Source organism: Burkholderia sp. Bp8963, from assembly GCF_003854275.1.
Lineage (GTDB): Bacteria > Pseudomonadota > Gammaproteobacteria > Burkholderiales > Burkholderiaceae > Burkholderia.
Map to the genome: position 1 here is coordinate 54,434 of NZ_QTQP01000029.1, position 26,721 is coordinate 81,154.

A 26,721-nucleotide genomic window follows, 5' to 3' on the forward strand; every position below is an offset into this window, starting at 1 on the left:
TGGTCGCCACCCAGGAGATCTTCATGTCCGTATACGGTTTGCAGCGCCTCTACATCGGCGGCGGCTATGTCGACGCCACGAGCGGCAAGACTTTCGACACCTTCGATCCGGCCACCGGCGAACTGCTCGCGCAGGTGCAGCAGGCGAGCGCCGCCGACGTCGACCGCGCGGTCGCGTCCGCACGCGAAGGCCAGCGTGAATGGGCGGCGCTGACCGCGATGCAGCGCTCGCGCATCCTGCGCCGCGCGGTCGAGCTGCTGCGCGAGCGCAACGACGAACTCGCCGCGATCGAGACGCGCGACACCGGCAAGCCGATCGCCGAGACGCTCGCGGTCGACATCGTCACCGGTGCGGACGTGATCGAGTACTACGCGGGCCTCGCGACCGCGATCGAAGGGCTGCAGGTGCCGCTGCGCGCCGAGTCGTTCGTCTATACGCGCCGCGAGCCGCTCGGCGTGTGCGCGGGCATCGGCGCATGGAACTACCCGATCCAGATCGCGTGCTGGAAGACGGCCCCCGCGCTCGCGGCCGGCAACGCGATGGTGTTCAAGCCGAGCGAAGTCACGCCGCTGACGGCGCTGAAGCTCGCGGAGATCTACACGGAAGCCGGCGTGCCGGCCGGCGTGTTCAACGTCGTGCAGGGAGACGGCTCGGTCGGTGCGCTGCTGTCGGGCCATCCGGACATCGCGAAGGTGTCGTTCACCGGCGGCGTCGAGACCGGCAAGAAGGTGATGTCGCTCGCGGGCGCGTCGTCGCTGAAGGAAGTGACGATGGAGCTCGGCGGCAAGTCGCCGCTGATCGTGTTCGACGATGCCGATCTCGACCGCGCCGCCGACATCGCGGTCACCGCCAACTTCTTCAGCTCGGGCCAGGTCTGCACGAACGGCACGCGCGTGTTCGTGCACCGCTCGATCAAGGACGCATTCACGCAGCGCGTGCTCGAGCGCGTGAAGCGCATCCGCGTCGGCAAGCCGACCGATGCCGATACCAACTTCGGCCCGCTCGTGTCCGCCGCGCAGCTCGACAAGGTGCTCGGCTTCATCGACAGCGGCAAGGCCGAAGGCGCGAAGCTGCTCGCGGGCGGCACGCGCCTGACCGACGGCCACTTCGCGAACGGCCAGTACGTCGCGCCGACCGTGTTTGGCGACTGCTGCGACGACATGAAGATCGTCCGCGAGGAAATCTTCGGGCCCGTGATGAGCATCCTCGAATTCGAATCGGAGGACGAAGTAATCGCCCGTGCGAACGACACGCACTACGGGCTCGCGGCCGGCGTCGTGACCGAGAACCTGTCGCGCGCGCACCGCGCGATCCACCGCCTCGAAGCGGGCATCTGCTGGATTAACACGTGGGGCGAATCGCCGGCCGAAATGCCGGTTGGCGGATACAAGCAATCCGGTGTCGGACGCGAGAACGGCATCACGACGCTCGAGCACTACACTCGGATCAAGTCGGTGCAGGTCGAGCTCGGCCGCTACAACCCGGTGTTTTGAGTCCTAAAGGAGATCAACCGTCATGACGACACGCGAATACGATTACATCATCTGCGGCGCAGGCTCCGCGGGCAACGTGCTCGCGACGCGCCTGACGGAAGATCCGGACGTCACGGTGCTGCTGCTCGAAGCGGGCGGCCCCGACTACCGCTTCGACTTCCGCACGCAGATGCCGGCGGCGCTCGCCTATCCGCTGCAGGGCCGCCGCTACAACTGGGCGTACGAGACCGACCCCGAGCCGCACATGGACAACCGCCGGATGGAATGCGGGCGCGGCAAGGGGCTCGGCGGCTCGTCGCTGATCAACGGGATGTGCTACATCCGCGGCAATGCGCTCGACTACGACAACTGGTCGACGCACAAGGGCCTCGACAACTGGACGTATCTCGACTGCCTGCCGTACTTCAGGAAGGCGGAGACCCGCGACGTCGGCCCGAACGACTATCACGGCGGCGACGGCCCCGTGTCGGTCACGACCAGCAAGCCGGGCGCGAACCCGCTGTTCGAGGCGATGGTCGACGCCGGCGTGCAGGCCGGCTACCCGCGCACCGACGACCTGAACGGCTATCAGCAGGAAGGCTTCGGCCCGATGGATCGCACGGTCACGCCGCGCGGCCGCCGTGCGAGCACCGCGCGCGGCTATCTCGACCAGGCGCGTGCACGGCCGAACCTCGAGATCGTCACGCATGCGCTCGCCGACCGCGTCCTGTTCGACGGTAAGCGCGCGTCGGGCGTCACTTACCTGCGCGGCAGCGAGCGCGCGAGCGCGCATGCGCGCCGCGAAGTGCTCGTGTGCAGCGGCGCGATCGCGTCGCCGCAGTTGCTGCAGCGTTCGGGCGTCGGCCCCGGCGCGTGGCTGAAGGAGCTCGACATCCCCGTCGTGCTCGACCTGCCTGGCGTCGGCCAGAACCTGCAGGACCATCTGGAGATGTACATCCAGTACGAGTGCAAGGAGCCCGTGTCGCTGTACCCGGCGCTCAAGTGGTGGAACCAGCCGAAGATCGGCCTCGAATGGATGCTGAACGGCACGGGCCTCGGCGCGAGCAACCACTTCGAGGCGGGCGGCTTCATCCGCACGCGCGACGACGACCTGTGGCCGAACATCCAGTATCACTTCCTGCCGGTCGCGATCAACTACAACGGCTCGAACGCGATCGAGATGCATGGCTTCCAGGCACACGTCGGCTCGATGCGCTCGCCGAGCCGCGGCCGCGTGAAGCTGCGCTCGCGCGATCCGAACCAGCATCCGAGCATCCTGTTCAACTACATGGCCGAGGCGCTCGACTGGCGCGAGTTCCGCGACGCGATCCGCGCGACGCGCGAGATCATGCGGCAGCCCGCGCTCGACCGCTATCGCGGCCGCGAGTTGAACCCGGGCGCCGATTGCAAGACCGACAAGGAACTCGACGCCTTCGTGCGGGCCCGCGCGGAGACCGCGTTCCATCCGTCGTGCTCGTGCAAGATGGGTTACGACGACATGGCCGTGGTCGATGAAGAAGGCCGCGTGCACGGGCTCGAGGGGCTGCGCGTGGTCGATGCGTCGATCATGCCGATCATCACGACCGGCAACCTCAATGCGCCGACGATCATGATCGCCGAGAAGATCGCGGACAAGATCCGCGGCCGGCAGGCGCTCGCGCGTGTGGATGTGCCGTACTTCGTCGCGAATGGTGCGCTGGCGCGGAACGTCGCGAAGGCTGCACGTCAGCCGGAGAAGGTCTGACGGCGGGTCTGACGGCGGGTCTGACTGCGAGTCTGACGGAAGGTCTGACCGCGCGGGCGCCCTGCCCGTCCTTCGCTATGCCGAACGCCGCTGACGGTCATTGTCAGCGGCGTTTGCATTTCTGTCCGGCTTATCCGTTCACCTGCTGCCGCAGACGCTCGACGTCGACGTGCTTCAGGTAGTACGTGATGTTCTGCCAGATCGAATGGAACCCATATCCGCCATGCTGCAGTTCATCGAGTGCCTGTTCCTTGGTCCACCCCTGATACACGACCCGATACAACGCCGACACGAGGCCCGTGCGATCCGCTCCGTGCTGGCAATGGATCAGCACCGGGCCATCGCGGTCCGCGTCACGCAGCGCCTTGAGCGCCGTGACCATGTCTTCGTCGCGGATATACCAGGTATTGATCGGAATGCGCTGCATCGTGATCTGCGAGCCGGCCAGGACGCTGTCGTCCGAGTGAAAGGCACGGAAGCTGATGACCTTGCGAATGCCGAGCTTCTGCAATTGCGGCACATCCTCTTTCGATAGCTGCGCACTGCGATACAGCGACGGCGTGATCCGATGCAGGTTGTTCACGCGCGCATCGGCAACGCTTTGCGCCCATTGAAGCGGCCGGGCGTAGGCAACGGAATCCGGCTGCGCGCCGGCCGGCTGCACGAGTCCGGCGAGCGTGACGGCGATCACGGCAATGACGGCGATTTTCATGGCAAATCAGTTGTGGGTTTGCTCCCGCTCGCGGGAAAGGAAGAACAGGACGATCGCAGCGGCGCTCATGGTCCAGTAGTCGGTCGGAGCAACGCCCAGCCAGTGGATATGCCACGGCACGTTGGCCGGGTTGAACCGCGCGAGACCATAGGCCGGGTTCAGCACGAACCACAGAAAATCCTCGGTCAGCCAGAACAGCATGATGCACGCGATGAGGCGGGCTTCGATGCGCCACGACCACTGTCCGGTGAAAACGGGCGGCAGGTGGAAGAACAGCGCGACGAACGGGAACACCCACGCGTGGTATCCGGTCATCGGACGCCCGCCCCAGAACAGGTCGAGCAGCCAGTGCTTCTGGATGCGCCAGGTCGGCAGGCTGGCGGCCCAGCCCGCGCTGCCTTCGATCTGAATCTCGACGTTGGCGAAAAAGAAGCCCAGCAAGATCACCCAGGCGACGACAAAAAGCGTACGGCGCGCCGGCAGAAAGCGGCACACGCTCATGCGGCGGGCTCCAGCCCCAGCACGCGATCGAGCACGAAGCGTCCGGCATGCGGGCGCCCGAGCGGCGCGAGACGGCGGCGCATGTCGGCAAGACGCTCGGGTGCCTGCAGCAACGCGCGGATCCGATAGACGAGCGCATCGTCGTCGATGGCCTTCAACGCCACGCCCTGTTCGAGCAGGAAATCCGCATTGCGCTCTTCCTGGCCCGGAATCGGCGAGTTGACGATCATCGGCAACTGCATCGCCAGACATTCAGAGGTCGTCAGGCCGCCCGGCTTGGTGATCACGAGGTCCGCACAGGCCATCAGGCGCTCGACCTGTTGCGTGAAGCCCTGCGGAAAGAGCCGCCCCGGATGTTGCGCGGCGAGCGCCTGCAACGATGCGAGCATCGCCTCGTTCCTGCCCGCCAGCGCGATCAGCTGGAAGTCGGCGTCCATCTCGAGCAGACGCGTCGCGAGCACGTCGAGCCCGCCGAGGCCCGCACCGCCGGACATCATCAGGAAGGTCGGTCGCGCGGGGTCCAGGCCGAATTCGGCCGCGCACGCGGCGCGATCGAGCGGCTGGCCGAACGCCGGCATGATCGGGATGCCGCTGACGTGCACGGTGTCGGGCGCCATGCCACGCGCATGCATGCGCCACGCGATCTCGTCGTTGGCGGCGAAGTAGCCGCGCATGTTGGGCACGACCCACATGCTGTGCAGGTCGAAGTCGGTCACCTGCACCCACACCGGCGCGTCGACGCGCCCCTTGCGAATCTCGCGCGACAGCAGCTCCGCCGGCAGGAAGTGCGTGCAGATGATCGCGTCCGGGCGCTGCCGCTCGATCTCCGCGAGCAGCTGCCGGCAATTGAGCCGCTCGATCGAACGCCGGATCTTCTGCGACGGCGCGCTGGGCAGCACCTCGTCGGTCTTCTGGTACAGGTAGCCCCACAGCGCCGGCTGGCTGCTGACGAGCTTGATGTAGAGGTCCGTGTACAGCTTGCGGAAGCCGGCGGACACGAAATCCATCACGTCCAGATGCGTGGCCTCGATTCCCGCGGGATGACTGTCCGCGAACGCACGGATCGCTTCGGCGGCGCGGGTATGACCGGCTCCTGCGCTGACGCTCAGAAGGAGAATTCTCTTGCGTTGCTTTGACATCGGATTGACCGTTTCGATTTGCGTGACTTGAATGCGGTTGCGGTTGCGGTAGCGGCGGGCTCGCGCGCCTGCGTCGAGCAGGCTCGATTGTCGCATCGCGAAAAATCCCGGAGCGGACAAGCGTATCGCGGCTTCCTTCCATGCCGGACACTGCAAATATACGGCATGACGTACCGTACCTCGCCGCAAACGGCACGCAGCACGCGGCGCGTGCGCCGGAGACGGTCTCGCCGGCGCGCGCGCTGCCCGTCGTCGATCGAACCAATGACACGCACTGCTGCGTTCGCGCGCACAGCCGCGCGTCATCGCGTCATCCCGTCTTTGTCCGCCGGCCGCCGAACGGGGCCGGCGTCGCGGCCCGCGGCCGCGTGCGCTTCGTGCGCTTCGTGCGCACGATCGGGTTGTGGCGCGACGTGAAGCTCATCGCGTCGCGCAGCCGCTCGAACGCGGCATCTTCCCTGCGCCCGAAGTTGCTGCGTGCCGGCCACGCGAGCACGGATTCGAGCCACGTCCACCAGATGCCGCCGCTGAAGCGGCCGCCGATGTCGCGCACGACGTCCGGCGCGGCGATCACGATCCCTGCCAGCAGGTAGTAGGCCCAGAAACTCCCCGCCCCGACAAGCTGATCGAGCCGGCACACGGACAGCGCGGCAAGCAGGCCGTCCGCGGTCGCGAGATCGGGCCGGTCGCGGCGGATCGCCAGCGCGATGCCGTTGTGTGCGCCGCCGTAGGCGGACAGCGGCACGACGTCAGGCCGGATCGCGAGCGCCGCGCTGAATTCCGCGAGGGCCGCCATTTCGTCGAGGTGGCGCACATCGTCCCGTGGCTGCAGGATGCGGGTGACGACGGCGTCGATCAGCTCGCCGGGCCGCGACGCATCGATGTCTGCCGACGACAGCGTGCCCTTCTCGCCCTTCTCGCCCGACCAGCATGCAGCCCGGTCGACGCCCGAAGATATCCGCCCGAGCGCGGCCCAGCCGACACCCGGATCGTCGAACATGCCGGCATCGATCACGCCATGCGCGGACTCGAACACGACCCGCGATCCCGGGAAATAGCGTTCGGCCTGCGCGAGCTCGCGCGCATTCGGCACGCGCGCGCACGCATCGGGCCCATCCGGCAGCCAGCGTTCCACGCCGCAGCCGAGCGCCGTCAGCCACGGCGCGAGCAAGCATGCGTCGAGCTCCGCGTCATCGCGCGGGCCGCCGGCGAGCCGCGCGAGCATCGCACGCGCGACCGCGGCAATCCGCGCGTCGGGATCCGCCGCCGCGGTGGCGACGGCATCTTCCCGCCGGTCCATCAGGTATTGCAGCCACGCGGCCGTGCGCAACCGGTCGGGCGTCGCACCGCGCGCGGCACCATACTGCGCTTCGTGAGTGAGCATGGGTCATCCGTAAGAATCGGCGCGAACCGGGAGGCGGCCATACGCACTGGTCGCTCTGCCGCCCCCCCGGTCAACGACGTTTACTGCACGTGGAATTTCGGCGAAGTGGCAACCGTGCCGCTCACCTTGCAGTCAGGCGTCAGCACGGCCCCGTTGAACGTCAGCGACGAGTTCGCCTCGCTCCATGCCGTCACCACCTTGCTCGGGCCGCAGGTGCCGAGCAGCGACACCGTCACCTTCGCGTTGTTGATCGACAGCTGCGTCGCGCTGTCGGCCTGGCCGGTCCAGGGCGCCACGCTGCTCGCACTGCCGGCGATCAGCCCGCAGGTGCCGCCGCCCGCGAACTGCGTCGACGTGATGTTGAGAATGCCGGTCGACGTGATCGTGCCATTGAAGGTGGCGGTGCAATTCGCGCTGATCGCGCCCTTGCTGAGGGTCGTGATGCCCGACGCGGAAAACGGCTCGCCGTTCGGATTCATCGGCTGGCCGTCGGCGCGGGTGACGGTGACCGCGAACGCGGGCACGGCCGACGCGGCGGAGATGGCGAGTGCGGCAACAAGCGATGCGATTTGACGATGGCTCATCTGAACTGCCCTCACTTGACGTATGGCGGCAAGCCGCCGGGAATGCGACCTCACGGACGGAATGCCCCCGCCGGTCGCAGGAAGCCGCGGCGCCAAAGCGGCGCACGCGGCTCAGAACTTGTAGGAAATCCCGACGAACGTGATCAGCGGATCGGCCTTCAACCGCGTGCGCGTGGTCCCGAGCGTCGAGCCGTCGGCGGCCTTGATCACGAGCGACGAGTACGTCTTGAGCGGCATGTACGTGAGCGTCGCCGTCACGCCCCAGTGCTTGTCGAACGCGTAGCTCGCGCCGACGTTGTAGACCGGCGTGAACGACGACGACGCCTTGCCCTCGACCGACGTCGGCCCCGCCTTGCCGGCGCCGGCCGCCAGCACGCTGCCGAGGTTCTCGTTGATGTCCTTCGCGAAGTTGCCGTTCAGCTCGATGTTGCTGAACCAGCTGTAGGCCACGCCGATCCCGACGAACGGCCGGAATCTCGCCGTCGACGAATTGAAGTAGTACTGCAGAATGATCGTGGGGCTCCACTGCCGCGCGTTCTTCACGGCCGGCTGATTCGATGCCTTGTCCATGTCGACGTTGCCGAGCGAGCCGGCCGGGCCGAACGGCCTGATCACCCCGTGGCCCGTCAGCGTGAACTCGGGCGGCACCCCGAGCACCGACGTGACCGCGATGTGGTCCGTGAAGAAGTGCGTCAGCGTGAGGCCGACCGTATCGGCGTTGTTGACCGTCAGGCTCGTGCCCGGCGACGTAAACGAACCGGGCAGCCGCAGCGGCCCGTTGATCGGCATGCCCGTGAGATTCGTCGTCAGCCCGTTGGTCGAATCCTGCGGCATGATGTGCAGCCAGCCCAGCGTCGCGACGTTGTCGCCCGCCTGCTGAGCCGACGCGAGCGTCGATACGCCTGCCACGACGCCTGCGGCAATCAGCTTTTTCATCGTGTCTCCTCGATTCTGTTCGGGCGCCGCGCGCTGTCCGCCGCGCGGCGCCGCTGGTCACGCATTCGCGGTCATCGCTTACTGCACGAACGCGCCCACGGTGAAATACGGGGTGCTCGTGTCGCTCATGTCGAGGAAGCCGAATACGCCGCCCGAGAACACGAACTTGCCGGTTGCCGGCCCCGACGCCACATCCGCGTGCACCGTCGTGACGACGCCCGGCACCTTCTGCGTGTAGTCGAGGTTCAGCGCGCGCGTCAGCGCGGCCTGCGACGCGTCGAACGGATCGAGCAGCGTCGCCTGCGTGCCCATCAGCGCCGTCGCGCGGTAGCCGAGCGCGCTGTCGACGCCCGTGTACTCGCCGTTCTGCGAACCCTGCGCGATCGCTGCCTGCGGGCTCAGCATCGAGATGCCCGATTCGTCGTCCGCGCTCGGCGTGCCCTGGGGCAGGGCGGCGTTCGCGGCCCCCGTGCGGATGAAGATCGGCACGAGCTGGTTGCGCAGCTTGCCGACGATCAGGATCCCCTTGCCGGCCTTCGACGGATCGACCGCCGCCAGCGTCGGCGGGATCTGCGGCTGGTAATTGAGCGACTGGAACACCGGCGCGTCCTTGCGCAGCGTGAACGCCTGGTTGACGGTCGCGCCCGACGCGAGCGGCTGCCCGCCGTTCTTCTTGCCGAAGTTGTCGGTCTCCACGTAGCTGCCGTCGCTGTGGATCGACACCTGCGCATCGATCCCCACCGGCGCGAAACTCTGCGACGGCACCTGGTGATAGCCGAGCTGGTTGTAGGTTCCGGCGATCTTCGAGAGATCGGTCTCCAGCGACGAGAAGCTGATGAACGGGTAATACGGATACGTCGTCTTCGGAATCCTGCCGACGCCGATCACGCCGTCGAACTGGATCGTCGAGCCCGGAATCGAGCCGCCCAGCACGCCTTCGCCGAGGAACAGGCGCGCGGGCCGGGTCGGGTCGAGGCTCGCGTTCTGCATCCGGAACGTGCACTGGTTGAGTTTCACCGTCGGCAGGCCCGTTTCGGCGGTCAGCGTGCCGTTCACGACATTGGCGGGCGCCGCGTCGCGCGTCGGCTGCACGGTGCCGGTCGTAACCGGCACGGGCGAGGCCAGGTAGGTGATCCGGTACGTCATCTGCGTCGTGTCGAGCTGCACCTTCACGAGCTCGCCCGACCCCGATCCGCCGACGAACACCGTGTTGTAGTCGATGGTCTGCGGGCACAGCCGGACCACCTGTGCGGGCGGCGGGTCACCATCGCCACCGCACGCGGCGAGCACGGGCGCGAACGCCGCCGCGGCCATCCAATGCTTCAAATTCATAGGAATCCTCTTTAATGTCGATTCTCCGGCGGCGATGCGTGCGCCGCCGGTGCAACATGTTTCGTGAGCCGTTACTGGACGAACGCGCCGATCGTGAAGAACGGGTTGACCTTGCTGTTGTTGACGACCATCGCGTAGACGTTGCCGTCCATCACGATCCAGCCCGCATCGCCCTTGCTGAAGATCGCCGTCTTGCCGGCGGCGCCCTGCGCGTTGAAGTCGTTGCTGGCCGTGACCTTGATCTTGCCGGGCGTGGCCTGCGTGTAGTCGAGCGCGAAATTCGCGCTCACCCGCGACGTCAGCGGATCGATGAACGCCGCGGTGTCGCCCTGGAACAGCGTCGACGTGTAGTTCGCGGCTTGCGTCGACACCGCGGTGCCATCGTTGCAGCTCCCGGCCTTCGCCCTGAAGAAGGTGCCGTCGAACGTGCCGGGCAGATCCGGGTGCGGCACGTTGTGGTTGAAGTCCGGGGAATTCGGGATCACTCCCGCAGTGTTGTCGAACGTCACGATGCCGCACGCGGACGCGCTCGTCGCGCCGATGAAGCCGCCTTTCAGCGAATTCGCCGCGATCGCGGTGGTCGGCGACAGCATCGAGATCCCGACTTCGGCATCGGCGACCGATGCGAGCAAATTGCCCGGATCGACGTGCGTGTAGCCGACGCGAATCACGATCGGCACCCGCACGCCGTTCAGCTTGCCGACGATCATGATGCCCTTCGCCTGGCTCGGCGTGGTCGGGAGCACGATGCCCGGCGCCTGCGCCGCCACCGGATACGCGACTACGCCGGCCGCCTGGTTCAGCACCGCGTTGCTCACGAACACATTGTCGGCCGAGCCGTCCGCGTTCTTGCGCAGCGTCCACGGCGACCCGGTGGTCTGGCACGAGTAGTCGCTGCCCGGCGTGATCGTGCACGAGCCGTCCGCATTGAACGTCTGGTTCCAGTTGATCACGTCCGGCTCCCAGCCGACCGGCCCGTTCATGCTCTGCGCGAGGCCGCCGACGGGCGACAAATGGATGCCGAGTTCGTTGTAGTTGCCCGCGACCTTCGAGAAATCGGTCTCGGTGTCGGTGAAGCCGATGAACGGATAGAAGTCGAAGGTGCGCGACGGCACGAAGCCGAACACGATACCCGGGAACGGCTCCATGCCGGCGAACGCGATCGTCGCGCCCGGAATCCCGCCGCCGACGACGCCGTTGCCGACGAACAGCTTCGGCGGATCGGCGCGGTTGATCGTCACCGCATACGCGCCGTCGCTCGTCGCGCCGCTGTCGAGCACGAATGCGCAGCGGTTCTGCTCGGCGGTCGGCAGGTCGGTCGGATGATGGAACGCGCCGTTGATGGTCAGGCCGCGGCGCGTGTTGTTGACCTGCCCGGCCGAGGTCGGCACCGACGATTCGATGAACTGCATCTGGTAGGTGAGCTTCGTCGTGTCGAACCGCACCTTCACGTATTCGCCGCTGCCCGAGCCGCCCGTATAGGTCGTCGTGTAGTCGAGCGCGTCCGGACACAGTTTCGTCACCACGGGCGGCGTCGTGGACGGGCCGCTCGGCCCGCACGTGCTGCCCGAGCATTGCGGCACGTTGATCGGGCCGGGGTCGTCTGCGCCGCCGCCGCACCCCGCGAAGAACGGCATGGCCAGCACCGCGCACGCCAGGACGGTCGCGCGCCAATCAGGAATGCAAGACATCAACCCCTCCATTTTTCGAACATCAGGTCTCGTCCGGACGGGCTGCATGGCCCGCCGGTTGGTATCTCGCCGCGTGATGCGAAGGTGCGGCGCACGGAGCCGCCCGCCACGCGCACCACATCGCGACACCGCGACGGACGATCCGGCGGTGCACGACGGCGGCGCGAGCGCGCGCGTTTCCGGAGGCGCCGTCGTGCGGCACGGCGCCTTCGGACAATCGAAGCGGAACGAGAAACCGCGGCTAAGCGGCCAGGCGGCTAAGCGGCAGGACGGGCGTGCAACTCGCGTCGCGCCCGCATGCGATGGATGAATCGGAAACGGCAGTGCAACTGGCCCTCGGCGGTACGTGTCATCTTGGTCTCCGTACGTACGCGTGAATCGTTATCGTGTCGCGTCGTTTCGAAAGACTATGATCTGACGAATCACGCAAGTAAATGGATACAGAGTTCCAAACGGCCGCACCGGCGGGATCCCAGCGCGCGCACCATGTTTGACATTTTTTCAAACAGCCTTCGGCGCAATAGATCAGACAAATAAAAACGCTGCGCTGAAACGACCGGCGCCGTGTGTTACACGTCGGCAATCGCCTGCGTGCTGGGTCGCCGCCGTGCCAGACCGCCCGACACGTACCGGCGATTTCGCCGAAATCGACCCGAATTATTTGCCGACGACGAACAAATCGACGCCAGTCGCGAAAATCCCGCAGCTTTTGCGCCGAATCGCACGTGCTCGCCACGCCGCCTTTCCACCAAAATGCATTTCGATCTGCCGGTTGCTAAGATGGCGGTCCCGCGATTCCACGGCTTTTGCGCGATCCGTGAGCATGCAACCTATCCTCTCCGTCACCAATCTGTCCAAGACTTACGCGTCCGGTTTCCAGGCGCTGAAACACGTGAACCTCGACATCCGCCCCGGCGAGATCTTCGCGCTGCTGGGCCCGAACGGCGCCGGCAAGACGACGCTGATCGGCTCGATCTGCGGAATCGTCACGCCGACCGAAGGCCGCGTGACGGTTGGCGGCCACGACATCCGCGACGCGTACCGCGCGGCCCGCGAGATGATCGGCCTCGTGCCGCAGGAGCTGACCACCGACGCGTTCGAGACGGTGTGGGCGACCGTGTCGTTCAGCCGCGGCCTGTTCGGCAAGGCGCCGAACCCCGCGCACATCGAGAAGACGCTGAAGGCGCTGTCGCTGTGGGACAAGCGCGACAACAAGCTGATGACGCTGTCGGGCGGCATGAAGCGCCGCGTGATGATCGCGAAGGCGCTGTCGCACGAGCCGCGCATCCTGTTCCTCGACGAACCGACCGCGGGCGTCGACGTCGAGCTGCGCCGCGACATGTGGAAGCTCGTCGACACGCTGCGCGAAAGCGGCGTGACGATCGTGCTGACCACGCACTACATCGAGGAAGCGGAGGAAATGGCCGACCGGATCGGCATCATCCTCGGCGGCGAACTCGTGCTCGTCGAGGAAAAGCGCGAGCTGATGCGCAAGCTCGGCAAGAAGCAGCTCACCGTGCAGCTCGACCAGTCGCTCGCGGCGGTGCCGCCCGCGCTCGCGCCGTTCGGGCTCGAGCTCGCGGATGCCGGCAGCGCGCTCGTCTACACGTACGACTCGCATCGCGACGACGCAAGCATCGCGACGCTGATCAACGCGCTGGGCGCGGCCGACATCGGCTTTCGCGACCTGCACACGACGCAGAGTTCGCTCGAGGACATCTTCGTCAGTCTGATCGACAACCGCCGAAACGGCGCACGAGAGGCGTAACGCACCATGAATTTCCACGCGATCCGCGCGATCTACCGCGCAGAAATGGCCCGCACGCGGCGCACGCTGATGCAGAGCATCATCGCGCCGGTGATCTCGACGTCGCTCTATTTCGTCGTGTTCGGCTCCGCGATCGGCTCGCGGATCAGCGACGTGAACGGGATCGGCTACGGGTCGTTCATCGTGCCGGGCCTCGTGATGCTGTCGCTGCTGTCGCAGAGCATCTCGAACGCGTCGTTCGGCATCTACTTCCCGCGCTTTACCGGCACGATCTACGAGATCCTGTCGGCGCCCGTGTCGTACTGGGAGGTTGTCGTCGCGTACGTCGGCGCGGCCGCGTCGAAATCGATGCTGCTCGGGCTCATCATCCTCGGGACCGCCGGGCTGTTCGTGCCGCTGCACATCCTGCATCCGTTCTGGATGGTGCTGTTCCTCGTGCTGACGTCGGTCACGTTCAGCCTGTTCGGCTTCGTGATCGGCATCTGGGCCGACAGCTTCGAGAAGCTGCAGCTCGTGCCGCTGTTGATCATCACACCGCTGACGTTCCTCGGCGGCAGCTTCTATTCGGTCGACATGCTGCCGCCCGTGTGGCGCATCGTCACGCTATTCAATCCGATCGTCTACCTGATCAGCGGCTTTCGCTGGTCGTTCTACGGGCTCGCGGACGTGCACGTCGGCATCAGCCTCGCCGCGACCTCGCTGTTCCTCATCGTGCTGCTCGCCATCGTCGCGTGGATTTTCCGCACGGGGTACCGGTTGAAGAACTGACGGGCGGCGGCGCGGCGATGGCAAGGCGATGGCGCATTTGTGCAAGCCGGCGGCGCTTTTCCTCTGATGCGGCCTTTTGTGGTCAAGTCTACTGAAAGCTCGGAGCCTTGAAGCCTGTCGCTTCGAGGCTCCTTTTCTTTCAGAGGACGCCATGCCCGCCGCCACCGCCTCCATCACGCGCGCCAGCGCCGCCGCCCGGCTCGAACGCCTGCCGTTTTCCGGGTATCACAAACTGATCTTCTTCATCATCGCGATCGCGTTCTTCTTCGATTCGGTCGATCTCGGCACGATGACGTTCGTGCTTGGCTCGATCAAGAAGGAGTTCGGGCTGTCGACCGCGGCGGCCGGCCTCGTCGCAAGCGCGAGCTTCTTCGGGATGGTGCTCGGCGCGGCGGTCGCGGGCCTGCTCGCGGACCGCTTCGGCCGCCGGCCGGTCTTTCAGTGGAGCATGGTGCTGTGGGGCGCCGCGTCGTACCTGTGCTCGACCGCGCAGAGCGTCGACGCGCTGATCGTCTATCGCGTGCTGCTCGGCATCGGCATGGGCATGGAGTTTCCGGTCGCGCAGACGCTGCTGTCCGAGTTCGTGCCGACCGCGAACCGCGGCCGCCTGATCGCGCTGATGGACGGCTTCTGGCCGCTCGGCTTCATCACCGCGGGCGTCGTGTCGTACTTCGTGCTGCCGCAGTTCGGCTGGCGCACCGTGTTCGCGCTGCTTGCGATTCCGGCCGTGTTCGTGCTGATCGTGCGCCGCATCGTGCCCGAATCGCCGCGCTGGCTCGAACACGCGGGCCGGCTCGGCGACGCCGACGCGGTGATGCACGACATCGAGGCGAAAGTGATGCGCTCGGCCCGCGTCGCGACGCTGCCGCCGCCCGCGCGTATCGCGGAAGTGCCGGCCCGGCGCGGCCACGGCGCGCTGCGCGAGATCTGGAGCGGCGCGTACCGCCGCCGCACGACGATGGTATGGCTGCTGTGGTTCTTCGCGCTGCTCGGCTTTTACGGGCTCACGTCGTGGCTCGGCGCGCTGCTGCAGCAGGCCGGCTTCGAAGTCACGAAATCGGTGTTCTATACGGTGCTGATCTCGCTCGGCGGCGTGCCGGGCTTCCTGTGCGCGGCCTGGCTCGTCGAGCGCTGGGGCCGCAAGCCGACCTGCATCGCGTCGCTGCTCGGCGGCGGCGCGATGGCGTATGCGTACGGACAGAGCGCGCTGTACGGCGGCAGCATGACGCTGCTGATCGGCACGGGCCTCGCGATGCAGTTCTTCCTGTTCGGGATGTGGGCCGCGCTGTATACGTACACGCCGGAGCTGTATGGCACCGGTGCGCGCGCGACGGGGTCCGGGTTCGCGTCGGCGATCGGGCGCGTCGGGTCGCTGATCGGGCCGTACGTGGTCGGCGTCGTGCTGCCGGTGTTCGGGCAAGGCGGCGTGTTCACGCTCGGCGCGCTGTCGTTCGCGGCGGCGGCGCTCGCGGTGTGGACGCTCGGGATCGAGACGAAGGGGCTTGCGCTGGAGGCGCTGGCGTCGGGCGACGACGAGGGCAGTGGCGCTCGGTATACGGCGGCCGTGGACAAGGCGTCCTGACCGCCGCCGCATACCGCACATACCGCACATACCGCCACGTTAAGCGACGCGGCGCGCCGCGCGCTCCCACTCCGCCACCGCATCGAGCGGATACACGGGCCGCGCGAGCCGCTCGTAGCGAAACAGCGCATAGTCGGAACTCGTCACGCCCCGGCTGTCGCATTCGACGAGCGCCGCCGCGATCGGCACGAACACCGGACGGCAATACATCCGCGACTTCAGCAGCAGGAACCGCGCGCGGCGCGGATCGACGCCGACGCTCTCGAACACGCCGAGATCCCAAGGCTCCTGCGTGCGTTCGGTGACGACGAGCGTTGCCGCGCCAAGATCGAGCACCGCCGCGCGGCCCATGTACGCGCGCTGGCCCGTATAGGTCGGCCCGGTGATCACGTACTCGCCGTCGGTGATCGCCCGCACGACGCCGGTCGCGCGCAACGGCTCGCGCCGCGCGCCGCCGGGCTGCGGCAGCTTGTTGCCGACCGGCACGGTGACGGTCGCGCCGACGCCCGCCGCGATCAGTTGCGCGACCGCCTCCGGATCGCACAGCGGACCGCTGACGATGCCGTCGAGGCCCTGCGCAAGCGCTTCCTCCAGCAGATCCATCGTGTCGCACGTGCCGCCCGACATGCAGTTGTCGCCGTGATCGAGCATCAGCACCGGTTTGTCGGCGCCGCGCGCGAGCGCGGCCGCCTGCGCGACCGATTCCGCGAGCGGCAGGCTGCGGAACACGAAATCGTCGCGCGCGTCCCAGATCTGCCGCGCGATGCGCTCGGCGGCCGCGTCGGCCGCCGCCGCGTCGCCATCCCCGACCACGACGACGCTGATGCACGGTGCCGGGATATCCGCGAGCGAAAAGCCGGACAGCACCGACACCGCGAGCATCCCGCCGGCCTCGGCCGCGCGCGCCGCGTCGACCGCGCGCCGCATCGCGCCTTCCGCGGTCGCGCTGCGCAGCGTCGAGGTCAGCAGCGGCGGCTGCCGCCACGCGAGCACCGGGCGCGCACGGCCGTGGACCCGATCGAGCAGCAGCCGCGCCGCCTGCGCGCCGGTCTCGTACATGTCGACGTGCGGATAGGTCTTGAAGCTGACGATCACGTCGGCGTGATCGATCATCTTCTGCGTGACGTTCGCGTGCAGGTCGAGCGCGACCGCGATCGGCGCGCCGGGCAGCGCCGCGCGCACGCGCGCGAGCAGGTCGCCTTCGCCGTCGGGCGTCTGCTCGGCGACCATCGCGCCGTGCAGGTCGAGCATCACCGCATCGCAGCCCGGCGCCGCCGCGACGATCGCGTCGCAGATCGCGTCGTAGGCTGCAGCCGAGACGGGCCCGCTCGGATTCGCGGCCGCCGACACGGGCGTCACGAGTTCGGCGCCGTCGCGTTCGGCCGCGTCGATGAAGGCGGCCATCGCGGTGCGCATCCCCTTGTTCGCGCGGTACGCGTCCTCGCCCCAGTCGGGGCCGTGGCGGCCGAACGCCGCGAGCGGCGTCGCGACCGGCGAGAACGTGTTGGTCTCGTGATTCATCCGGGCGATCAGGATCCTCATTGCGCGCCCTCTCCGGCTACATCGGTCACATCGGTCACATCGGCCACATCGGCCACGCCAGCCGCGCCGAGCATCGCGTGCAGCAGCACGTTGCAGCCCGCTTCGAGATGGGCCGGGTCGGCATCCTCGATCTCGTTGTGGCTGATGCCGTCCTTGCACGGCACGAAGATCATCGCGGCCGGCGCGACGCGCGCGAGATACACGGCGTCATGGCCCGCGCCGCTGATCACGTTCATCGACGACAGGCCGAGCGCGGCCGCGCTCGCACGCACCGTCTCGACGAGCGCCGTGTCGAACGGCTGCGGCGGGAAATACACGACCTGCTCGACGTCGATCCGCATGCCGGCCTGCGCGGCCGCTTCCTCACATGCCGCGCGCAATTCGGCATCCATCGCGGCCAGCGACGCGTCGTCGGCCGCGCGCAGGTCGACGGTCAGCGTCACGCGGCCCGGAATCACGTTGCGCGAATTCGGATGCACGTCGATCCAGCCGACCGTGCCGCGTCCGTGCGGCGCATACGCGTGCGCGATCGCGTTCACCGCGCGCACCAGGTCGGCCGCGACGAGCAACGCGTCGCGACGCAGGTCCATCGGCGTCGGGCCCGCGTGCGCTTCCATCCCGTGCACGGTCACGTCGTACCAGCGCTGGCCGAGCGCCCCTTCGACCACGCCGATCGTCGTGCCGTGCGCCTCCAGCACGGGCCCCTGCTCGATATGCGCCTCGAAGTACGCGCCGATCCGGTGCGCGTCGCCCCCATCGCCCCCATCATTCGCATGGCCCGCATAGCCGATCGCCGCCAGCGCGTCGCGCACCGCGACGCCGTCGCGATCGCGCTGCGCAAGCGCATGCTCGAGCGTAAACGCGCCCGCGAACACGCCCGAGCCCATCATCACCGGCACGAAGCGCGAGCCTTCCTCGTTGGTCCACACCGCAACCTCGAGCGGCGCCAGCGTCCGCACGCCCGCATCATCGAGCGTGCGCAGCACTTCGAGGCCCGCGAGCACGCCGTAGTTGCCGTCGAACTTGCCACCGGTCGGCTGCGTGTCGATGTGGCTGCCGGTCGTCACGGGCGGCAGGTCGTCACGCACGCCCGCGCGCCGCGCGAACAGGTTGCCGATCGCATCGACGCGCACCGTGCAGCCGATCGCATTCGCCCACGCGACGAACAGGTCGCGTGCTTCGCGGTCGAGCTCGGTCAGCGCGAGCCGGCACACGCCGCCCTTGGGCGTGGCGCCGATCCGCGCGAGACGCATCAGGCTGTCCCACAGCCGTGCGCCGTCGACGCGCAGGCCGGATGCCGCGACGCCAATTGTCGAATCCTGAACTTGCATCGATGAAATCCCTCGCAATGAGAAGACGCGGCGCTCACGCGACGCCGACGCCCAGGTAACGGTCCTTCACTTCGCGGTCCGCGGCGAACGCCGCATTGCCGCCTTCGTAGACGATCACGCCCTGCTCGATGATGTAGTGCCGGTCGGCGAGCTGCGTGCAGACTTCGAGGTTCTGCTCGACGAGCAGGATCGCGACACCGGCCGCCTTGATCTGCCTGAGCTGCGCGACGATCTCCTCGACGATCACCGGCGCGAGCCCTTCGACCGGCTCGTCGAGCATCAGCAGGCGCGGATGGTTCATCAGCGCGCGGCCGATCGCGAGCATCTGCTGTTCGCCGCCGGACAGCTGCGCGCCGCCGTTGCGCCGGCGCTCCTTCAGGCGCGGAAAGATCCGGTAGATGTCGTCGAGCTGCCACGGCGAATCGCGGCGCGCGCCGAGCCGCAGGTTCTCCTCGACCGACAGCAGCCGGAAGATGCCGCGATGCTCGGGCACGAAACACAGCCCGCGTGCGGCGATCCGGTGCGCGGGCTTGCCCGCGATCGCCGCGCCGGCGAATGTCACCTCGCCGCCGGTCGCCGCGACGACGCCCGCGATCGTCTTCAGCGTCGTCGACTTGCCCGCGCCGTTGCGGCCGAGCAGCGTCACCGTCTCGCCGTCGCGCACCGACAGCGACACGCCCTGCAGGATGTGGCTCTTGCCGTAACAGGCGTGTATGTCCCGCACGTCGAGGATCATGCGCGGCCTCCCGTGATCATGTTGCCGAGATAGGCGGCGCGCACGCGCTCGTCGCCGCGGATCGCGTCCGGCTTGCCTTCGACCAGCACACGGCCCTGCTGCATCACCGTGATCGTGTCGGAGATGTCCATCACGATGCCCATGTTGTGTTCGATCAGCACGACCGTGTAGTCGTCGCGCAGCCCGCGGATCAGCGTCTTCATGTCGTCGAGATCGTCGATCCCCATCCCCGACGTCGGCTCGTCGAGAAAGATCGCACGCGGCCGCGCGGCAATCGCCATCCCGACTTCGAGCCGGCGCTGCTGGCCGTGCGACAGCGCGCCCGCGGCCGTCGCCGCGAAACGCTGCAGGCCGAGGCGTTCGATCACCGCGTCGACCGTCTCGCCGTGCGCGAGCGCGCCGTGCGGCGGCGTCCACGCATTCAGCGCGCGGCGTGCATCGACGCCCTGCGCGGCAACCCGCAGGTTCTCGCGCACGCTCAGGCTCGCGAACAGGCTCGTCACCTGGAACGAGCGTGCGATGCCGCGCCGCACGCGCTTGTAGTCGGGTTCGCGCGTGACGTCGTGACCGTCGAACACGATCGAGCCGGACGTGATCGGCAGCGTGCCGGTCAGCGTATGGAACAGCGTCGTCTTGCCCGCGCCGTTCGGGCCGATCACCGAATGCACGGTGCGCGGCAGGATGCGCAGGTCGACACCGCCGAGCGCCGTGAACTTGCCATAGCGCTTGACGACGCCGCGCGCCTCGAGAATCGCTTCGCTCATTGATGCCCCCTGGCCGTATCAGCCGTATCGGCCGTGCGTTCGGTGCGCCGCAGCGACGCTGCGACACGCTCACCCAGTCCCCACAACCCGCGCTGCATGAACAGGCTGACCGCGATCAGCACGAGGCCGAGCAGCAGCAGCCAGCGCGGCCACAACGTCGACAGCCAGTCGGCGAACAGCACGTAGAACGCGGCGCCAAGCACCGACGCGAACAGGTTGCCGGTGCCGCCGATCACCGTCATCACGAGGATCATCTCGCTCGTGTGGTAGTCGATGTTCGACAGCGGCGCGATGCCCGTCATCAGCGCATGCAGCGCGCCCGCGAGCCCCGTCGCCGCGCCCGAGATCACGAACGCCGCGAGCTTGAAGCGCTTCACGTCGTAACCGGCGGCCGCCGCGCGCGCCTCGTTGTCCCGGATCGCGAGCAGCGTGCGGCCGAACACCGATTGCGACACACGCAGCAGCAGCCAGAACACCGCGATGAACAGCACCGCGACGAAGCCGTAGTAGCGCCACGGCGAATCGAGCACGACGAACGGATGCCCGAACAGCGACAGCGCGGGACGCGGGATGTCGAGCAGCCCGTTGTCGCCGCCCGTCAGGTCCGGCGTCGTGTACGCGAGGAAGTAGAACAGCTGGCCGAACGCGAGCGTCAGCATCACGAAGTAAGTGCCGCGCTGCCGGATCGAGAACCAGCCGACCAGCAGCGCCGCGAGCGCGCCGAGCGCGGTGGCCGCCGCCAGCGCGGCCGGCGTCGACGCAACGCCGTGCGTGAGCACGACGCCGGCCGCATAGCTGCCGAGCCCGAAGAAGATCCCCTGCCCGAACGACAGCAGCCCCGTAAAGCCGAGCAGCAGGTTGCAGCCGAGCGCGGCGAGCGCGAACACGAGCACCTCGGTCGCGAGCGAGCCCGAGCGCAACGCGAGCGGCAGCGCGCACACGACCGCGAGCGCGAGCCAGCCCTCGGGCCGGCGCAACAGCGCGCCGCGCGACGGCCGCGCGGCCTGCGGCGCGGGCGCGCCGGCCGGCAGCGATTTCGACGATTCGATCATGCAGCCCTCCCGAGCAATCCATTCGGACGCACCAGCAGCACAACGGCCATCGCGACGTAGATCATCAGCCGCGCGCCTTCCGGCCACAGCGTGCTCATCACGCTCTGCACGATGCCGACCAGCAGCCCGCCGACGAGCGCCCCCAGAAAATTCCCCATCCCGCCGACGACGACCACGACGAACGCGACGCCGAGCGCCTCGATGCCCATGAACGGATCGACGCCGCGGATCGGCGCGGCGAGCACGCCGGCGAGCGCCGCCGTCGCCGCGCCGAGCGCGAACACGAGGCTGAACACGCGCGTCACGTTGATGCCGAGCAGCGACACCATCTCCGACGATTCGCTGCCCGCGCGCACCGTGCTGCCGAGCCGCGTGCCGTCGAGCACCCACCACAGCAGCGCGGCGAGCACCGCGGTGAACGCGATCACGAACAGCCGGTATTTCGGGTAGACGAAGCTGCCCCACATCACGACGCCGCTGAGCGCGTCGGGTGGCGGCACGTTGTCGCCGAGCGGGCCCCACGCGAGAATCGCGCACTCCTGCAGCACGAGCGCGAGGCCGACCGTCGCGAGAATGTGGAATTCGTGCTGCTGCGCGTACACATGACGCAGCACGAGCTTTTCGACGACCCACGCGAATGCGCCGACCACGAGCGGCACGACGGCGAGCGCGACCCAGAAATTCGCCGACCATTGCAGCGCCTGATAGCACAGGTACGCACCGAGCAGATAGAACGCGCCGTGCGCGAAATTCACGAAGCGCAGCAGGCCGAACACGATCGACAGGCCGACAGCGAGCAGGAAATACAGCATTCCCACGCCGATGCCGTTGACGATCTGCAGCAGATAGACGTTCATGGCTTCCGTGTCAGAAAGGAAGGTAACGGACGTCCGCGGCGCACGACGGCCGCGGGCACATGCACAGCGTCACGCGAGCTTGCAGCCCGTCTTGTCGACCGGCAGGAACGACTGGCCGGCGCTGACGATGTCGGCGTAGTCGTCCGCGCTCTTCATCCGGCTCTTCGGCTTGCCCTTCAGCAGGTAGTAGTTCTTCAGCACCTGGTGGTCGCCCTTGCGGATTTCCTCGGGGCCCGTCAGGCCGTCGTACTTCATCCCTTCCATCGCCGCGACGACCTTCTTCGGATCCGCGCTGCCGGCCTTCACCATCGCGTCGATCAGGATCTTCGAGCAGATGTACGAGCCCGCGAGGCTGTAGTTCGGGTTCGCCTTGAATGCGGCGTTGGTGCGCTTCACGAGATCGCGGTTCAGCGGCGAATCGATGCCGTGCCAGTACTGCGCGCCGAAATACACGCCGTCGCAGATGTCGGGCCCAAGCGCCTCGAACTGCTCGAGGCCCGACGCCCACGCGACCAGGATCGTGCAGTTGCGCTTCATCCCGAAGCTGACGGCCTGGCGCAGCGTGTCCGACGATTGCGAGCCGAAGTTCAGGATCAGCAGCACGTCCGGCTGCGCGGCCGCCGCGTTCGTCAGGTAGCCGCTGAACTCCTTCTCGGCGAGCGAGTGGTAGCTGTTGCCGACGTGCTCGATCCCCTTCTCCTTGAAGATCGCCTTCGCGGCCGACAGCAGGCCGTCGCCGAACACGTATTGCGGCGTGATCGTGTACCAGCGCTTCGCCTTCGGCAGCATCCCGATCAGCGGGCGCACCGTCTGCTCGATCGCGCCGAAGGTCGGCACCGACCAGCGGAACGTCGCGTCGTTGCAGTCCTTGCCGGTGATCTCGTCCGCGCCGGCCGTCGTGATGAACACGCCGCCCGCCTTCTGGACTTCCTTGCCCATCGCGAGCGATTCGGACGACAGGATCCCGCCCGCGAAATAGCGCACGCCCTTCTGCTGCGCGATCTCCTGCACGCGGCGCACCGCGGTGGCGGGCTTGCCTTCGGTGTCGAGGGCCGAATAGGCGAGCGGCGCGCCGAGCACCTTGCCGTACTGCTTGACGACGAGCTGCATGCCGAGATCGGCGTACTTCCCGTTGGCGGCGAACGGGCCCGACATCGGCACCGGGCACGCGAGCTGGATGGGCGCGCCCTGCGCAAACGCGGCGCGGGACGACAAGCTGCCGAGCGCGCCCGGCACGGCCGACAGCGCGGCCAGTTTCAACAGTTCTCGGCGATTCAAGTTGACGCTCCTTGCTGGGATGGACACACGCGATACGACCGACTGCCAAACCGTGCCAACGCGCACCGGAAAGGATGCGCCGCCGGTTCATTCTATTTATCATGATAAATAGGATGATCCTGATCCTAGGGATGATCAAAATTGGTGTCAATCAGGCAAAATTCCCTACCCTGCGCGGGCACGGATCGACGACGATGTACGATGCGATGCGCGCGCAGTCAGACAAAGGAGTCTTGAAGATGGTCATGGACCGAGCCCGGGCGGGCATCGCGGTCGAAATCAAGCAGCCGAAGCGCGCGGATCTCGTCGCGGAGGAAATCAAGCGGCTCATCACGGAAAAGAACCTGAAGCCCGGCGACCGCCTGCCGCGCGAAGCCGAGCTGCAGCAGCTGTACGCGGTCAGCAAGAGCACGATCCGCGAGGCGCTGAAGTCGCTCGAGGTGCAGGGCCTGATCAAGGTCACGACCGGGCCGACAGGCGGCGGGATGGTGGTCGAGGTGCCGCTCGACCGCACGCTGCAGTTGCTGCAGAACTACCTGTTCTTCAAGGACGTGACGATCGACGACATCTATACCGTGCGCAAGTTGCTCGAACCCGAGCTGGCCGCGGGCGCGGTGCCGCACCTGACCGAGCGCGACTTCGCGGCGCTCGACGCGAACATCGCGTGCTGCGACGGCTCGTCCGGCGCGCTCGAGCGCGGCCATCTGGTGCGGCAGCGCCAGGAGGACACGACATTCCACGACATCCTCGCGGCCGCGAACCCGAATCCGTTCCTGCGCTTCAGCTGCGAACTGATCAACGAGATGATCCGGCAACTGATCGAGTTCCGGAACGACACGCCGCTCGCGGAGCACAAGCGCTTCGGCGAAGCGAACGTCGCGATTCACCGCGCGATCCTGCAGGCCGCGCGCGAACGCGACGTCGAGCGCGTGCGCGCGCTGATGGTCGAACACATGACCGAAGCGCCGAAACACGTGAAGCGGATGAAGGGCAAGCTGCGCGGGCGGTTGATTCTCGACTCGGAGATCCGCAAGCGGGTGCGCACGAGCCAATCCTGAGCCCGACAAAGATTTTCCGGGTGCGATGTCGATTTCCGGTGCCGTGGTTCGTCGTAGTGTCGTAAGCGTTCGTCGCCTGCCCGCGCGGCCGGCGGACGCCAAACCGTTTCCCGTTCAAGGAGATATGACAATGCGTGTGATGGTGATCGTGAAGGCAACCCGCGAATCCGAGGCCGGCGAGATGCCGGACACCGAACTGCTGGCCGCGATGGGCCGCTACAACGAGGAACTCGTGAAAGCGGGCGTGATGCAAGCCGGCGAAGGGCTGCACCCGAGTTCGCGCGGCAAGCGCGTGCGCTTTTCGGGGCCGGGCCGGACCGTGATCGACGGGCCGTTCGCCGAGACCAAGGAGCTGATCGCCGGCTTCTGGCTCTGGCAGGTGAAATCGATGGACGAAGCCGTCGAATGGGTGAAGCGCTGCCCGAATCCGATGAAAAGCGAATCCGAGATCGAGATCCGGCAGGTGTTCGAAGCGGAAGATTTCGGCGCGGAATTCACGCCGGAACTGCAGGAGCAAGAGGCCCAGCTGCGCGCGGAGATCGCTGCCGCGCAGCAGAAACACTGACACAGGCACTGACGGCGGCGGCGGCGCGTGACGGCGCAACGCGGCGGCGGACGCGAGACCCGCGCGCCGCCGCGCACGCGCTCACCCGCCGCCCGCCTTCACCGGGAGCCTCGTCTGCAGCCCCTGCGGCACCGGCGCTACCGGCGGCTGCGGCAACTGCTGCACGAGCGCGAAGCTCACGTTGACCGTCCCGCCTTGACTGGACATCCTCGCGACATCCCCACGGCTCGTCGCGAAGCAGCCGAGGAAGGACGGCGACGTCGCATCGATGCCGAGCCGGCACGACCAGCCGATGGTGGCCTCGCTCCTGCCCGTATCGCTGAATCCGACGAGCGCGCTCCATCCCCCCGGCCCGGCGCCGACGCCGGGAACGAACTCCGCGTGGCGCACCAGCACCGGCTGCCAGCCGCAGCGGCCCGGCTCGTAGCGATCGAGAAGAAAGCGGATGTCGAAGCGGTCCTGGCCGGCCGGCAACCGGACATTGTCCCCGATGACCTGCGTCGTCTCCGGCGCGCCCATGATGCGACCGAACCAGGTCCGCGACCGGCACTGCGGATTGGTGGACGCGTAATCGATGCCGAGCCACAGCTCGACCTTCGGATCCTTCCGGCCGTGAATGACGAGCGCGTGCTGCGGCTCGTCCGTTTCCATCGGGCGATCCGACAGTTCGTTCTGCGGCGCCTCGACGTGGGCATCGAAGTGCATGACGCGGTCCTCAGCCAGCCCGCGGCCCGGCGCAGCGGCGAGCCACCCGATCGCAAGAACGAGAACGACGTGAGCGTGCGGAGACATGGCTCCCCCCTGCATTGCATTTCCCCGACCGGCGTCGCTCGTTGTTCCGGACCCGCCCGACGCGCCGCGCATGCACGCGGTCAATCGGGCATGTATCGCCGTTGGTGCATTGTGAGCGGCGGCGACCGGCTGCGTAACTTGGGAGGAACCCCTGAGACCGTGCCGCGCGCGCCTGTCGGCTCACGCTGCCCCGATCCTGCTGCCCAGCTTCTGTTGCCCTACCGCTTCCCGAGGCCGTGCATATGTCGGCACCGTCGAGTTGACGTGCCCCTCTTTTATAACGTATCGTTTTGCGACGTTATTGACCAAGATCGCCTGCGATGCATTCCCGTTTCGACCGCTTCCGCGCGACGCCGCTAGGCGCGCAGCTCGAAGCGCTGATCGAGCAGCCCGAGCGCTACGTCGAATTCGCGGCGCTGTCGCGCGTCGGCGTCGCCGCGATCGGCGCGATCCAGCACGACATCGCGCGGAAATTCCCGGAAATCGCCGCCGACACGACAGCCCGCCAGTTCTGCGGCGCGCTGGTCGCCGACGTGATGCGGCGGCGCGGCCATGAAGTCGTGCAGGCGCGTGGCCGGATCGGCGGCGCGCTGTTCAGCTACGGCGCGGTGTTCAGCCCGCATCCGCAGCAGTTGCCGTTCGCGGACGTTGTCGCCGCGCTCGCACGCATGCCCGACACGCTCGCCGCCGCCGTCGCGCGCGTGCCTGCGGCGCAGTGGACGCAGCGCCCGGACGGCACGGGCTTCTCGCTCGTCGAACACGCATGCCACCTGCGCGACCTCGACGCGGTGTTCGCCGACCGCATCGACGCGGTGCGCACCGCCGAGCTGCCGGTGATCCTGTCTGTCGACGGCACCGCGCTTGCCGAAGCGCGCGACTACCTGCATCAGGACCTCGCAACGGCACTCGACGCCTTCCGCGCCGCGCGGCGGCGGCTGGGCGCGACGCTCGCGACGCTGGACGCCGCGCAGCTGGCCCGCTGCGGGCTGCGCGACGGCATCCGGCGCATGTCGCTCGACGAACTCGTGCGCGAAGTGCTCGACCACGACCGCACGCACGGCCTCGAACTCGACGAACTGGTCGCGGAACTGCTCAAGTAGCTGCTCAACTCACTGCTCGCCGCGCCGAACCTG

Annotated in this window: 25 protein-coding genes; 8 read left to right on the plus strand and 17 right to left on the minus strand. The window is 67.6% G+C overall.

Annotated features, from left to right (window positions below; all coding sequences use genetic code 11):
- Positions 1-23: 23 nt before the first annotated feature.
- Together betB and betA are read left to right on the plus strand one after the other, a co-directional pair.
- Positions 24-1,493, plus strand: a complete 1,470-nt coding sequence (betB, locus tag DID96_RS23160) for a betaine-aldehyde dehydrogenase (RefSeq protein WP_124601600.1) — start codon at positions 24-26, stop codon at positions 1,491-1,493.
- Between the two features lie 22 nt (positions 1,494-1,515).
- The gene (betA, locus tag DID96_RS23165; RefSeq protein WP_124601601.1) at positions 1,516-3,216 is read left to right on the plus strand and encodes a choline dehydrogenase; all 1,701 of its coding nucleotides are present in this window, start codon (positions 1,516-1,518) and stop codon (positions 3,214-3,216) included.
- A 130-nt stretch (positions 3,217-3,346) separates the two neighbouring features.
- On the opposite strand, the gene DID96_RS23170 is transcribed toward betA, so the two are convergent.
- The 9 genes from DID96_RS23170 to DID96_RS38400 all read right to left on the minus strand — a co-directional run bounded on the left by DID96_RS23170 (position 3,347) and on the right by DID96_RS38400 (position 12,320).
- Positions 3,347-3,928, minus strand: a complete 582-nt coding sequence (locus tag DID96_RS23170) for a dual specificity protein phosphatase family protein (RefSeq protein WP_124601602.1) — start codon at positions 3,926-3,928, stop codon at positions 3,347-3,349.
- Positions 3,929-3,934: 6 nt separating this feature from the next.
- Positions 3,935-4,429: a hypothetical protein gene (locus DID96_RS23175; protein WP_124601603.1), complete on the minus strand. Its 495-nt coding sequence runs from the start codon at positions 4,427-4,429 to the stop codon at positions 3,935-3,937.
- The gene (locus DID96_RS23180; protein ID WP_124601639.1) at positions 4,426-5,568 is read right to left on the minus strand and encodes an MGDG synthase family glycosyltransferase; all 1,143 of its coding nucleotides are present in this window, start codon (positions 5,566-5,568) and stop codon (positions 4,426-4,428) included. The genes DID96_RS23175 and DID96_RS23180 overlap by 4 nt, the downstream gene beginning before the upstream one ends.
- 310 nt (positions 5,569-5,878) lie before the next feature.
- Entirely contained in the window at positions 5,879-6,952 is a 1,074-nt protein-coding gene (locus DID96_RS23185) for a hypothetical protein (protein WP_124601604.1), read from the minus strand.
- A gap of 80 nt (positions 6,953-7,032) precedes the next feature.
- Positions 7,033-7,536 (minus strand): activator protein, encoded by a 504-nt coding sequence (locus DID96_RS23190; RefSeq protein WP_124601605.1) that lies wholly within the window; start codon positions 7,534-7,536, stop codon positions 7,033-7,035.
- Between the two features lie 111 nt (positions 7,537-7,647).
- Positions 7,648-8,472 (minus strand): OmpW family protein, encoded by an 825-nt coding sequence (locus tag DID96_RS23195; RefSeq protein ID WP_124601606.1) that lies wholly within the window; start codon positions 8,470-8,472, stop codon positions 7,648-7,650.
- A gap of 78 nt (positions 8,473-8,550) precedes the next feature.
- Positions 8,551-9,804, minus strand: a complete 1,254-nt coding sequence (locus DID96_RS23200; protein ID WP_124601607.1) for a DUF2957 domain-containing protein — start codon at positions 9,802-9,804, stop codon at positions 8,551-8,553.
- A gap of 71 nt (positions 9,805-9,875) precedes the next feature.
- A complete protein-coding gene (locus tag DID96_RS23205; protein WP_124601608.1) occupies positions 9,876-11,495 on the minus strand; it encodes a DUF2957 domain-containing protein in 1,620 nt (539 codons plus the stop codon).
- A 657-nt stretch (positions 11,496-12,152) separates the two neighbouring features.
- Entirely contained in the window at positions 12,153-12,320 is a 168-nt protein-coding gene (locus tag DID96_RS38400; RefSeq protein ID WP_185732336.1) for a hypothetical protein, read from the minus strand.
- On the opposite strand from DID96_RS38400, the gene DID96_RS23210 reads away from it, so the two are divergent.
- From DID96_RS23210 to DID96_RS23220, 3 genes are all read left to right on the plus strand, one after another.
- Positions 12,319-13,263 (plus strand): ABC transporter ATP-binding protein, encoded by a 945-nt coding sequence (locus DID96_RS23210; RefSeq protein WP_124601609.1) that lies wholly within the window; start codon positions 12,319-12,321, stop codon positions 13,261-13,263. The genes DID96_RS38400 and DID96_RS23210 overlap by 2 nt on opposite strands.
- A 6-nt stretch (positions 13,264-13,269) precedes the next feature.
- Entirely contained in the window at positions 13,270-14,031 is a 762-nt protein-coding gene (locus DID96_RS23215; RefSeq protein WP_124601610.1) for an ABC transporter permease, read from the plus strand.
- Positions 14,032-14,182: 151 nt separating this feature from the next.
- On the plus strand, positions 14,183-15,613 hold the full coding sequence (locus DID96_RS23220; protein WP_124601611.1) for an MFS transporter: 1,431 nt from the start codon (positions 14,183-14,185) through the stop codon (positions 15,611-15,613).
- Positions 15,614-15,652: 39 nt separating this feature from the next.
- Here DID96_RS23220 and DID96_RS23225 read toward each other — a convergent pair whose 3' ends face one another.
- From DID96_RS23225 to DID96_RS23255, 7 genes are all read right to left on the minus strand, one after another.
- Positions 15,653-17,155 (minus strand): M81 family metallopeptidase, encoded by a 1,503-nt coding sequence (locus DID96_RS23225; RefSeq protein WP_124601612.1) that lies wholly within the window; start codon positions 17,153-17,155, stop codon positions 15,653-15,655.
- A complete protein-coding gene (locus tag DID96_RS23230; protein ID WP_124601613.1) occupies positions 17,152-18,486 on the minus strand; it encodes a Zn-dependent hydrolase in 1,335 nt (444 codons plus the stop codon). Before DID96_RS23230 ends, DID96_RS23225 begins: the two co-directional genes overlap by 4 nt.
- 34 nt (positions 18,487-18,520) lie before the next feature.
- Positions 18,521-19,222, minus strand: coding sequence for an ABC transporter ATP-binding protein (locus DID96_RS23235; RefSeq protein ID WP_124601614.1), 702 nt, complete (start codon positions 19,220-19,222; stop codon positions 18,521-18,523).
- Complete coding sequence (locus DID96_RS23240; protein WP_124601615.1) at positions 19,219-19,986, minus strand: ABC transporter ATP-binding protein; 768 nt, start codon at positions 19,984-19,986, stop codon at positions 19,219-19,221. Before DID96_RS23240 ends, DID96_RS23235 begins: the two co-directional genes overlap by 4 nt.
- The gene (locus DID96_RS23245) at positions 19,983-21,038 is read right to left on the minus strand and encodes a branched-chain amino acid ABC transporter permease (RefSeq protein ID WP_124601616.1); all 1,056 of its coding nucleotides are present in this window, start codon (positions 21,036-21,038) and stop codon (positions 19,983-19,985) included. Before DID96_RS23245 ends, DID96_RS23240 begins: the two co-directional genes overlap by 4 nt.
- The gene (locus tag DID96_RS23250; protein WP_124601617.1) at positions 21,035-21,895 is read right to left on the minus strand and encodes a branched-chain amino acid ABC transporter permease; all 861 of its coding nucleotides are present in this window, start codon (positions 21,893-21,895) and stop codon (positions 21,035-21,037) included. The genes DID96_RS23245 and DID96_RS23250 overlap by 4 nt, the downstream gene beginning before the upstream one ends.
- A gap of 69 nt (positions 21,896-21,964) precedes the next feature.
- On the minus strand, positions 21,965-23,173 hold the full coding sequence (locus DID96_RS23255; protein WP_124601618.1) for an ABC transporter substrate-binding protein: 1,209 nt from the start codon (positions 23,171-23,173) through the stop codon (positions 21,965-21,967).
- A gap of 239 nt (positions 23,174-23,412) precedes the next feature.
- Here DID96_RS23255 and DID96_RS23260 point away from each other — a divergent pair, with 239 nt between their 5' ends.
- A complete protein-coding gene (locus tag DID96_RS23260; protein ID WP_124601619.1) occupies positions 23,413-24,231 on the plus strand; it encodes a FadR/GntR family transcriptional regulator in 819 nt (272 codons plus the stop codon).
- A gap of 130 nt (positions 24,232-24,361) precedes the next feature.
- Positions 24,362-24,796, plus strand: coding sequence for a YciI family protein (locus DID96_RS23265; protein WP_124601620.1), 435 nt, complete (start codon positions 24,362-24,364; stop codon positions 24,794-24,796).
- Between the two features lie 81 nt (positions 24,797-24,877).
- Here the strand turns inward: DID96_RS23265 and DID96_RS23270 are convergent, their stop codons facing one another.
- Positions 24,878-25,501 (minus strand): hypothetical protein, encoded by a 624-nt coding sequence (locus tag DID96_RS23270; RefSeq protein WP_260463984.1) that lies wholly within the window; start codon positions 25,499-25,501, stop codon positions 24,878-24,880.
- A gap of 407 nt (positions 25,502-25,908) precedes the next feature.
- On the opposite strand from DID96_RS23270, the gene DID96_RS23275 reads away from it, so the two are divergent.
- Positions 25,909-26,688, plus strand: coding sequence for a DinB family protein (locus DID96_RS23275; RefSeq protein ID WP_124601622.1), 780 nt, complete (start codon positions 25,909-25,911; stop codon positions 26,686-26,688).
- Positions 26,689-26,721 lie beyond the last annotated feature (33 nt).

Excerpts from the sequence above, each read along its gene's own strand:
- DID96_RS23235 (WP_124601614.1), bottom strand. The coding sequence starts at position 19,222 with ATGATCCTCGACGTGCGGGACATACACGCCTGTTACGGCAAGAGCCAC.
- DID96_RS23220 (WP_124601611.1), top strand. The coding sequence starts at position 14,183 with ATGCCCGCCGCCACCGCCTCCATCACGCGCGCCAGCGCCGCCGCCCGG.
- DID96_RS23175 (WP_124601603.1), bottom strand. The coding sequence starts at position 4,429 with ATGAGCGTGTGCCGCTTTCTGCCGGCGCGCCGTACGCTTTTTGTCGTC.
- DID96_RS38400 (WP_185732336.1), bottom strand. The coding sequence starts at position 12,320 with ATGCTCACGGATCGCGCAAAAGCCGTGGAATCGCGGGACCGCCATCTT.
- betB (WP_124601600.1), top strand. The coding sequence starts at position 24 with ATGTCCGTATACGGTTTGCAGCGCCTCTACATCGGCGGCGGCTATGTC.
- DID96_RS23185 (WP_124601604.1), bottom strand. The coding sequence starts at position 6,952 with ATGCTCACTCACGAAGCGCAGTATGGTGCCGCGCGCGGTGCGACGCCC.
- DID96_RS23170 (WP_124601602.1), bottom strand. The coding sequence starts at position 3,928 with ATGAAAATCGCCGTCATTGCCGTGATCGCCGTCACGCTCGCCGGACTC.
- DID96_RS23245 (WP_124601616.1), bottom strand. The coding sequence starts at position 21,038 with ATGATCGAATCGTCGAAATCGCTGCCGGCCGGCGCGCCCGCGCCGCAG.
- DID96_RS23275 (WP_124601622.1), top strand. The coding sequence starts at position 25,909 with ATGCATTCCCGTTTCGACCGCTTCCGCGCGACGCCGCTAGGCGCGCAG.
- DID96_RS23225 (WP_124601612.1), bottom strand. The coding sequence starts at position 17,155 with ATGAGGATCCTGATCGCCCGGATGAATCACGAGACCAACACGTTCTCG.
- DID96_RS23270 (WP_260463984.1), bottom strand. The coding sequence starts at position 25,501 with ATGCACTTCGATGCCCACGTCGAGGCGCCGCAGAACGAACTGTCGGAT.
- betA (WP_124601601.1), top strand. The coding sequence starts at position 1,516 with ATGACGACACGCGAATACGATTACATCATCTGCGGCGCAGGCTCCGCG.
- DID96_RS23260 (WP_124601619.1), top strand. The coding sequence starts at position 23,413 with ATGGTCATGGACCGAGCCCGGGCGGGCATCGCGGTCGAAATCAAGCAG.
- DID96_RS23240 (WP_124601615.1), bottom strand. The coding sequence starts at position 19,986 with ATGAGCGAAGCGATTCTCGAGGCGCGCGGCGTCGTCAAGCGCTATGGC.
- DID96_RS23210 (WP_124601609.1), top strand. The coding sequence starts at position 12,319 with ATGCAACCTATCCTCTCCGTCACCAATCTGTCCAAGACTTACGCGTCC.
- DID96_RS23230 (WP_124601613.1), bottom strand. The coding sequence starts at position 18,486 with ATGCAAGTTCAGGATTCGACAATTGGCGTCGCGGCATCCGGCCTGCGC.
- DID96_RS23250 (WP_124601617.1), bottom strand. The coding sequence starts at position 21,895 with ATGAACGTCTATCTGCTGCAGATCGTCAACGGCATCGGCGTGGGAATG.
- DID96_RS23265 (WP_124601620.1), top strand. The coding sequence starts at position 24,362 with ATGCGTGTGATGGTGATCGTGAAGGCAACCCGCGAATCCGAGGCCGGC.
- DID96_RS23205 (WP_124601608.1), bottom strand. The coding sequence starts at position 11,495 with ATGTCTTGCATTCCTGATTGGCGCGCGACCGTCCTGGCGTGCGCGGTG.
- DID96_RS23180 (WP_124601639.1), bottom strand. The coding sequence starts at position 5,568 with ATGTCAAAGCAACGCAAGAGAATTCTCCTTCTGAGCGTCAGCGCAGGA.
- DID96_RS23195 (WP_124601606.1), bottom strand. The coding sequence starts at position 8,472 with ATGAAAAAGCTGATTGCCGCAGGCGTCGTGGCAGGCGTATCGACGCTC.
- DID96_RS23215 (WP_124601610.1), top strand. The coding sequence starts at position 13,270 with ATGAATTTCCACGCGATCCGCGCGATCTACCGCGCAGAAATGGCCCGC.
- DID96_RS23190 (WP_124601605.1), bottom strand. The coding sequence starts at position 7,536 with ATGAGCCATCGTCAAATCGCATCGCTTGTTGCCGCACTCGCCATCTCC.
- DID96_RS23200 (WP_124601607.1), bottom strand. The coding sequence starts at position 9,804 with ATGAATTTGAAGCATTGGATGGCCGCGGCGGCGTTCGCGCCCGTGCTC.